General features: G+C 42.3%; 7 protein-coding genes and 1 pseudogene. 2 read left to right on the top strand and 6 right to left on the bottom strand.

Annotated elements, in window-relative coordinates:
* The 3 genes from QZL64_RS06635 to QZL64_RS06625 all read right to left on the bottom strand — a co-directional run.
* Positions 1-858: alpha/beta hydrolase (locus tag QZL64_RS06635; RefSeq protein WP_296309414.1), on the bottom strand; the 858-nt coding region annotated here is incomplete at its 3' end.
* Positions 859-876: 18 nt separating this feature from the next.
* Positions 877-1,374 (bottom strand): LeuD/DmdB family oxidoreductase small subunit, encoded by a 498-nt coding sequence (locus tag QZL64_RS06630; protein WP_021841229.1) that lies wholly within the window; start codon positions 1,372-1,374, stop codon positions 877-879.
* A 54-nt stretch (positions 1,375-1,428) separates the two neighbouring features.
* Positions 1,429-2,688: a 3-isopropylmalate dehydratase large subunit gene (locus QZL64_RS06625; RefSeq protein WP_021841228.1), complete on the bottom strand. Its 1,260-nt coding sequence runs from the start codon at positions 2,686-2,688 to the stop codon at positions 1,429-1,431.
* A gap of 228 nt (positions 2,689-2,916) precedes the next feature.
* On the opposite strand from QZL64_RS06625, the gene QZL64_RS06620 reads away from it, so the two are divergent.
* Entirely contained in the window at positions 2,917-3,831 is a 915-nt protein-coding gene (locus QZL64_RS06620; protein WP_021841227.1) for a LysR family transcriptional regulator, read from the top strand.
* Positions 3,832-3,948: 117 nt separating this feature from the next.
* Here the strand turns inward: QZL64_RS06620 and QZL64_RS06615 are convergent, their stop codons facing one another.
* The 3 genes and pseudogenes from QZL64_RS06615 to QZL64_RS06605 form a co-directional block, all read right to left on the bottom strand.
* Positions 3,949-5,361: an anion permease gene (locus QZL64_RS06615; RefSeq protein ID WP_021841226.1), complete on the bottom strand. Its 1,413-nt coding sequence runs from the start codon at positions 5,359-5,361 to the stop codon at positions 3,949-3,951.
* A 68-nt stretch (positions 5,362-5,429) separates the two neighbouring features.
* Positions 5,430-5,981: pseudogene (locus QZL64_RS06610) on the bottom strand (FumA C-terminus/TtdB family hydratase beta subunit).
* 9 nt (positions 5,982-5,990) lie between these two features.
* On the bottom strand, positions 5,991-6,833 hold the full coding sequence (locus QZL64_RS06605; protein ID WP_021841223.1) for a fumarate hydratase: 843 nt from the start codon (positions 6,831-6,833) through the stop codon (positions 5,991-5,993).
* A gap of 230 nt (positions 6,834-7,063) precedes the next feature.
* Between QZL64_RS06605 and QZL64_RS06600 the strand changes: the two genes are divergently transcribed.
* Positions 7,064-7,951 (top strand): LysR family transcriptional regulator, encoded by an 888-nt coding sequence (locus QZL64_RS06600; protein WP_021841222.1) that lies wholly within the window; start codon positions 7,064-7,066, stop codon positions 7,949-7,951.
* Positions 7,952-7,993 lie beyond the last annotated feature (42 nt).

Here is a 7,993-nt window from a genome sequence, read left to right as displayed (position 1 = left end):
TTCCGGTACGAAGTGCCCACAGTTATCTATGCCATAGCCTTCAACCTGTTCCGCTTTAGCCTGCCAACCGGCTAATACATCCCAAAGCTTACCGACTACACCGTTTTTGCCCCACATAACTAATAACGGCGTCTTTATAACTACCTTATCGTCAATATCTTTTTTGTCAAACTCACGGTCAATCGTGGCTGATGCCCTATAATCTTCCGAAATACCATGAATTGTAGCCGGATCTGAAAAACAACGAATATATTCCTGCATTACGTCTTCCGGAAAGTTAGCCCGTGCAGTTGGTCCGATTTTTCTCTCCAGGTTAAAACGAATAAAATATTCCGGTGCCGCACCCAATAATGTTTCCGGAAAACCATTTGGCTGAATATAGAAAAACCAATGATAATATTTAGTAGCAAATTCTTCATTCGTATCAGCATACATTTCCAATGTTGGTAAAATATCCATCATCGTGCATGTTAAAATACGCTCCGGTTTATCTACTATCATGCGATGACAAACACGAGCACCGCGATCATGACCAATGAGATGGAATTTTTCAAAACCAAGCTTATTCATCACCGTAAAGTGATCTTCCCCCATAACGCGTTTCGAATAATTAGCATGGTCAGGTAAACCCTTTGGCTTTGAACTGTCGCCATAACCACGAAGATCCGTCATAACCACCGTATATTGCTCAGCCAAGCGTGGCGCCAAGAACCGCCAGATTAAATGTGTTTCCGGATGGCCATGCAATAAAAGCACCGCCGTATCCCCATGGCCGCCTATCCAAGTATTAATTTGAACACCGGGCTCGGTTTCTATAAATTGTTGTGTAAATCCCGGAAAGTATTTATCTTCCAACATACCCATACCTCCTATATATTAGGCGTTCAGTTTTGCCCGAATCATATTCTTGATGCCACCCGCTTCAAGAATAGATAACACATACGGCGTGAAAGGTTCCACTTGAGCCACAACCTTACCGTCTGCTGTGAGCGTACCTGCTTCCAAATCTAGCGAGATTTCTTTATGGTTTAAATCCAATTTACTAATACCGGGGCACACTACGAGCGGCAAGCCGAGATTAATGCCGTTCCGATAAAAAATTCGTGCAAATGATTCCGCAATTACGGCGCCGGCTCCAATGCCTTTCAAACAAATTGCCGCATGCTCACGGGAAGAGCCGCAACCGAAATTGGTGCCGCCCACAACAATGTCACCGGCTTTAAATGTACTCGCAAACGTTGGGGCAGCACCCTGCATGGTGTGCGGTACGATATCTTTCAAATCGGTAAGTTCTACAAAGCGACCCGGATAAATCTGATCTGTATCAATATTGTTGCCAAAAGTAAATACTTCGCCCTTAATAATTTTGTCCATAACTATTCTCCTCACTGACTATTACTCGTTTCACTGTATACCATTACTTACCCATTATAAGTATAGTGTGGGATCGGTAATCTTACCGTTAATAGCCGATGCCGCCACGGTTGCCGGCGAGGCCAAGAAAATATGAGCATCTGTAGAGCCCATGCGGCCAGGGAAGTTACGATTAGTTGTCGTAATACAATATTCACCGGATGAAATCATACCTTCGTGAGTCCCTAAACATGCCGCACAACCCGGTGTTACGAACGTAGCCCCCGCTTCAACTAAGGTCTGTACATAGCCTTTAGCCATAGCTTCTAAAAATACGCCTTTAGAAGCCGGTACAATGACAAAACGAACAAGACGTGGGATATGTTTCCCTTTCACAATTTCAGCGGCCACTTTTAAATCTTCTACGCGGCCACCGGTACAAGACCCCAAATAAGCCTGATTAATCGTCTGACCTTCATATTTTTTCAAATCAAACACATTATCTACACTGGATGGTGCCGCTACTTGAGGTGTGAGATCACTCACGTTAAAAGTGATTTCATCGGCATATTTGAAGTCCGCATCCGTTGTGTAAACTTCATAGTCTTGCCCTTCCACTAAGCCTTTGCTTACCAAAAATTCCTTAGTTACCGCATCCGGCTGGATGTAGGAAGTTTTGGCCCCCATTTCAGTCGTCATGTTGCATAATGCCATGCGTTCGGACACGCTCAACGCATCAATGACAGGCCCTGCAAATTCAACCGCTTTATATACGGCAAAGTCTGCTTTCAATTGACCGATAGCATGTAAGATAATGTCTTTCGCATAAACGCCTTCCGGTAAAGTCCCTTCAAAATTAATCTTAATAATTTCAGGTACGCGGAACCACAATTGACCGGTTGCCAAAATAATCGCTAAATCGGTAGCACCTACACCGGTACCAAAAGCACCAAAGGCACCATGGGTGGTTGTATGGGAATCGGTAATAACAATGATGCCCCCCGGTCTTGACCAACCTTTATCGGCCACAACCTGATGGCAAACACCTTGGTCGATATCCATTAGTTTTTCAATATGTTGTTCTTCACAAAACTCTCTGAATTGGCGTTGATTATCCGCCTGAGTAATCGTAGACGCCGGTGCATAATGGTCTAAAAACATAGCAATGCGATCCGGATGACTCACTTTAGTCGCCCCCATTTCAAAAAAGGAACGAACCGTTTGCAAATACAAATCATTAATCCCGGCTAAGTCAATCTCACAATTAATAATTTGGCCGGTCTTAACCGAATCCAAACCGGCTTTTTTTGCCAATAATTTTTCAATAGCGTGCATAATATCCTCCTCATTTAACCTTGTCCATTAATAATCAATACCTAAGTTTTACATTTCCTACGGCTTGTATGTTAGCCACACTGCTTATGCTTGCTTTCTTATAATTCAAAGTATACAGCCGATATTATATAGTGTAAAATATTAATAAATAATCATTTAATAGTTTAAAACTATCATAGTTTATAAAATACAATTACTTGGCACATACAATTAAAGGAGGGCTCTGTTTTGGATTTATTGAATACGATTACCCTGACACAGCTGAACTACTTCTATACCGTCGTTAACTCTAAATCGGTCCATGAAGCGGCCAAAAAACTATTAATTACACAACCCAGCCTTTCCGTGGCTTTAAAAAATTTAGAAACCGAATTACAACTGTCCCTCTTCGATAGAAGCAAACGTCAACTGACATTAACCGAAACGGGCAAGCAATTTTACATGGAAGTAACGGCTCTATTAAATCACACAGCTAACTTGGAGGATCGCATCAAGCTGTTACAGAAAGGTCGCCAATTTATTCGCTTAGGCGTAGCCCCTATGATGAGTCCCTTTATATTTCCGGTCATCTTTAACCATTTTCAAAAAGCCTATCCCCATATAGAGTTTGAAGTTTATGAATCCGGCGTTCTTCGCTTAAAACAAATGCTAAAAGAACAAAAATTAGATATAGCATTCCTCATTGAAAATGAATCAGACGCCCAATTGTTAGACTTTACTACATTATTGAAAACCGAATACCATCTTTATGTCGGTCCGGACGATCCGTTGGTGAAACTTGCCGAAAGTCGCCCGAATCATCTGCTCACCTTAAATGATTATAAAAATATCCCTATGATTTTTTACAAAGAAACATCCTATATACAGGCCATCATTACCAAGTATTTCCAGCTCTATAACGTGAACCCTAGAATCCGCTTACGCACGAATCAAATCCACACTATCAAGCAATTAGTCGGAAGTTCGGCTGCCGCTGCCTTTATGACCGACAAAGTTGTTACCCCTAAAGATAATTTGGTTCGTCTCCTCACAGATATTACCTTCCCTATCACCATTGTTCTGGCAACGAATAAACAGACTGTTCGGACACCGGCCATGCAGGAATTCATTCAGTTTTTTGAAAACAATAAGGAACTTATCTAAAGCAATATCTATATAACCTAAAAAGTGACTGTAACTAAATGCTTATTCGCATATTAGCTACAGTCACTTTTTATATATCACTATTAAATTTCACTACCAAAGCATATCGATCTGCTTTTACCAAAGGCCCAATACCTTCCACCAGACGGAGCCAATGCCAAACCAGATTACTATATTAATTACAGAGACTTGGAAGCCCAACTTCCACCACGTCGACTGTGGTACATAACCTGCCCCGAAGTAAATCGGCGCCGGCGCCGCTGCATAATGAGTCAGCGACATACATAAATTAGAAGCAAAGGCAAACACCAATACTGCTAAATAGGCCGGTGCGCCGGCTGCTACAGCGATTGTAATAAAGGTCGAGTACAATGCTGTAATATGAGCCGTCAAGCTGGCAAAGCCGTAATGAATATAGAAGTAGATGAGCAATAGAATAACCAAGGTTGCGAGCCAGGATACACCGACTAAAGCACTGCTGATATGCCCCGACATCCAATCGATGACGCCGGATTTAGCCAACTGACCCGCTAAGCCTACCAAAGTCCCCATCCAAACGAGAGTATCCCAAGCACCTTTTTCATCCAATACATCCTGCCAAGACAAAATTTTGGTTACCAGCATACTGGACACGCCCAATAAAGCAACTACGGTTGCATTTAAGCCCGTAAGGTTCGATGTGCTCCACAACAACAACGCCCCTACGAATATAAAGGCTACGGCTTTTTCAGCATAACTTATAGGTCCCATCTCCGCCAACTCTTGCTGTGCCAAGGCTTGTGCTTCCGGCGTCTTCTTCAATTCCGGCGGATACACTTTATACAGATAATACGGAATCACGGCCAACGCAATGAGACCGGGCACGATGGCAGCCAACGCCCAAGTGCCCCACGTCATATTAATACCCAAAGCCTGACTGGCCAACAAGATGTCCAATGGGTTCCCTGCCATCGCCGTCATAAACATAGCCGATGTTACGGTGTTCCCCTGATATTCAGCTTGTATCAAAAAGGCGCCAACCCGACGAGGATTTTTATTCGGTTCGGAATCAAAGGCCGACGCCAAGCCCCTTACGATAGGAAACAATATACCGCCGGCGCGCGCTGCATTGGACGGTGTGGCCGGACTGATAATCAAATCGCTCAAAATAATCGTATAGGCCAACTTTAACGTGCTCGTTCCCATTTTAGTAATTAACCAAAACGCAATACGGCGACCGAGCCCCGTTTTTATAAAACTCTTCGCAAACAAAAAGGCTGCCACAATTAACCAAATACTGCTATTGCCAAAGCCGGCTAACGCTTGACTCGGTTTTAAAACATTCGCTAATTGGGTGATTGTAATACTGATTAATGCAATGGCGCCGATCGGCAGCGGTTGCATTATGAACCCAATAATCGTACTCAAAAATATAGCCAGCAAATACCATGCCTTCGTGGACAAGCCTGCCGGCACCGGTAAAACGGCTATAATAACACCGACCATAATCGGTATTATCCAAGACGCTATCGTTTTACTCTTATTGTTCATAACTATCCCTATGTCCCTAATCTAAAGGTATGACCTCTAATCACACGAACGTAAATAGCGCTCTACGCTTAATCACGTTTATATTTTGCTACTTCTTGTTTCTGCAATACATTGCCTTCTGTATCAATCCCTACGATTACGCGGAAACGATCAAAGTATAACTTTTTAATAGACTCAGTGCCCAATTCAGGATACAGAACAACTTCAGCCGACTTAATGCGAGCCGCGTTGATGGCTGACGCACCGCCTACACCTAATAAGGATACACCACCGTATTTTTTACATAAATCAGCTACGTAAGGTGCGCGGTCGCCTTTCCCCAAGAAAGCTACGACGCCCAATTTGAACATCATTTCTACAAACGGATCCATACGCGCCGCAGTTGTAGGACCATTGGAGTTAAATACCTGGCCCGGTTGCGGTGGACATGGACCGGCATAATATACCAATTGATTGGTTCAGTCTAACGGTGATTCTTCGCCGGCTTCCAACAAATCCTGAATACGTTTATGAGCCGCATCACGACAAGTATATACATAGCCGGATAAATATAAAACGTCCCCTACTTTTAATTGTTTTACAAATTCTTTCGTTAATGGTAATTGTACATCCCGTTCCATAATAGCCTCCTAAATAACTTCACTTGCTTGACGTGCTGCATTACATTGGAAATTAATAGCTACCGGCAAGGCTGTAATATGTACACCATGATAGTCAATATGCACATCCAACGCCGTTACCGTACCGCCCATACCGATAGGACCAACGCCCGATTTATTAACTGCTTCCAAGAATTCTTTTTCTAATTCAGCATAGTATGGATTTGGATTGTGTTCACCGATAGGACGAAGTAAGGCTTTTTTCGCCATCCAAGCGCAGGTATCCATGGTGCCGCCGATACCGATACCGATAATATACGGCGGGCAAGGATTACCGCCTACTTTAGCTACGGTTTCAAGTAAAAATTGTTTTACCCCTTCTTTGCCTTCGCCCGGTAATAATACTTTAAAGGCACCCATATTATCACTGCCGCCGCCTTTAGGCATAACCGTTACTTTTACTTGATCGCCCGGTACGATTTCAACATGCAACATAGCCGGTGTATTATCATTGGTGTTTTCACGATTCAACGGATCCGCTACTACCGATTTACGTAAATAACCGTTCGTATAACCGCGACGAACCCCTTCATTAACGGCATCTTCCAGTGGCATACCTTCCCAAGCCACTTCCTGGCCACATTCTAAGAGTACAACAGCTACGCCGGTGTCATGGCAACATGGCAATTGTTCTTTTTTAGCAAATTCACCGTTTTTAACAATAATTTCCAAGGCTTTTTTGCCAATTGGCGACTCTTCGTTTTCAACGGCTTTACGGAATGCATCCATTACATTATCATTCAATTCACAGCAGGCTTTGATACACAACTTTTCAATGACAGGAATTAAGGCTTCTGTCTGTAATACTCTCATGTTAACCCTCCTAATTTGAAATACACTAAACTTTTATCCATTGTGTTGTAACAACTTTTGTTAGCACAAGCATAACAAGACTATAACTTTTTTGTGAAATATGTTATAATAATTATGCAATAAATTTAATTTATAGGACTAAATATAATTTATATATAGTTCATCATTATATTCGCAATATGTATATTTAGCGTATCATTGTATTCGCACTATACAGCAAGGATGGTACTATGGAGTTAAAACAATTAGAATTTTTCATTTCAGTAGCCGAACTGGGTAACATGACTAAAGCCGCACAGCAACACTATGTATCACAACCTAATATTACCGTTGCCATAAAAAAGTTAGAGGATGAATTAGGCGTTGAGTTGTTTAAAAGAGAGTATAAAAAGATGACCTTGACTGAAAAAGGGCACCAATTTTATACTTCGATTAAACACGTATTGGCGGAGCTGGAAAACTCAGTGGCCGAAATAAAAGATGAACGGCATAAGCTCTCCGGCACAGTAACCATCGGTATCCCGCCGATGATTAGTGCCTATTTGTTCACTCCGTTACTGAATCACTTCCGCCAAGAATATCCCCAGTGGGAGTTAAATGTCCTCGAAGAAGGCTCTGTCGGTGTGTCTGAACGCGTGTTAGCCGATGAAGCCGATTTGGGGATTGTCATTATCGATAATATATCGCCGAAGCTGGAAGCGATGCCCCTCTTTAAAAGTGAACATAAATTATGTATTCCCAGCGGACATCCTTTTCACAGCCTCGCCCAAGTTCCCTTTGATAAACTCAAAGAAGAATCCCTCATACTGATGAAAATAGACTCGGTTCATCGTAAAAACGTATTAGCCAACTGCGAAGCATGCGGCTTTTTGCCTAAAATTGTACTCTCGTCCAATCAGATTAAAACAAATATTGATTCCGTAGCCAAAGGCGTGGGGCTCTCCTTTTTATTGGATATAGCCAAATTAGAGCGAAATGATGTCCAACTGATTTCCATGGATCCACCCCTTACCGTGACCATCGGGTTAGTCTTTCGCAAAAACAAATACCTATCCTACGCGATGAAAGATTTAATCAATTTCATCAAACACTTCCCGTATCCGCAAAAAATAAATTGAGCCAAAAAAACGGGCTTATAGGACAAAAAGTGTGTGTGGCTT

The organism is Veillonella sp. CAG:933, from assembly GCF_000431435.1.
Taxonomy (GTDB): Bacteria; Bacillota; Negativicutes; order Veillonellales; family Veillonellaceae; genus Veillonella_A.
This window is presented reverse-complemented; position numbering and strand designations above follow the sequence as displayed.

Bases quoted from the DNA above. Each gene is read 5' to 3' on its own strand.
- QZL64_RS06630 (WP_021841229.1), bottom strand. From the start codon at position 1,374: ATGGACAAAATTATTAAGGGCGAAGTATTTACTTTTGGCAACAATATT.
- QZL64_RS06625 (WP_021841228.1), bottom strand. From the start codon at position 2,688: ATGCACGCTATTGAAAAATTATTGGCAAAAAAAGCCGGTTTGGATTCG.
- QZL64_RS06615 (WP_021841226.1), bottom strand. From the start codon at position 5,361: ATGAACAATAAGAGTAAAACGATAGCGTCTTGGATAATACCGATTATG.
- QZL64_RS06605 (WP_021841223.1), bottom strand. From the start codon at position 6,833: ATGAGAGTATTACAGACAGAAGCCTTAATTCCTGTCATTGAAAAGTTG.
- QZL64_RS06600 (WP_021841222.1), top strand. From the start codon at position 7,064: ATGGAGTTAAAACAATTAGAATTTTTCATTTCAGTAGCCGAACTGGGT.